Here is a 275-nt window from a genome sequence, read left to right as displayed (position 1 = left end):
CGCCCTGGCCCGGAAACACCAGCAGGCTGCTCACGCCACCTGCTCCAGGGCCTGCCATGGGTTCTCGACCAGCCGTGCACCCGCCGCGCATTTGAGCAATACACGCCGGGCGCCGGCGGCCCACTCGCGCAGGGCCAGTGCGCCGTGGGGGGTCTGCACTTGCAGGTCCACCGGGCACGGCGCGCTGTCCAGCAACCCCAGCAGGCGCCGAGCCTCGGCCCGGGGCAAAGGTTCGGCGCTGCGCACAATCAGGTCCAGATCACTGCCCTGGTGCA

Annotated in this window: 1 protein-coding gene; it reads right to left on the bottom strand. The window is 71.6% G+C overall.

Annotated features, from left to right (window positions below; all coding sequences use genetic code 11):
• Positions 1 to 30: 30 nt before the first annotated feature.
• Positions 31 to 275: phosphoribosyl-dephospho-CoA transferase MdcG domain-containing protein (locus CF161_RS08665; RefSeq protein ID WP_020296194.1), on the bottom strand; the 245-nt coding region annotated here is incomplete at its 5' end.

The sequence above is a fragment of the Pseudomonas sp. CF161 genome, from assembly GCF_000416215.1.
GTDB lineage: Bacteria > Pseudomonadota > Gammaproteobacteria > Pseudomonadales > Pseudomonadaceae > Aquipseudomonas.
This window is presented reverse-complemented; position numbering and strand designations above follow the sequence as displayed.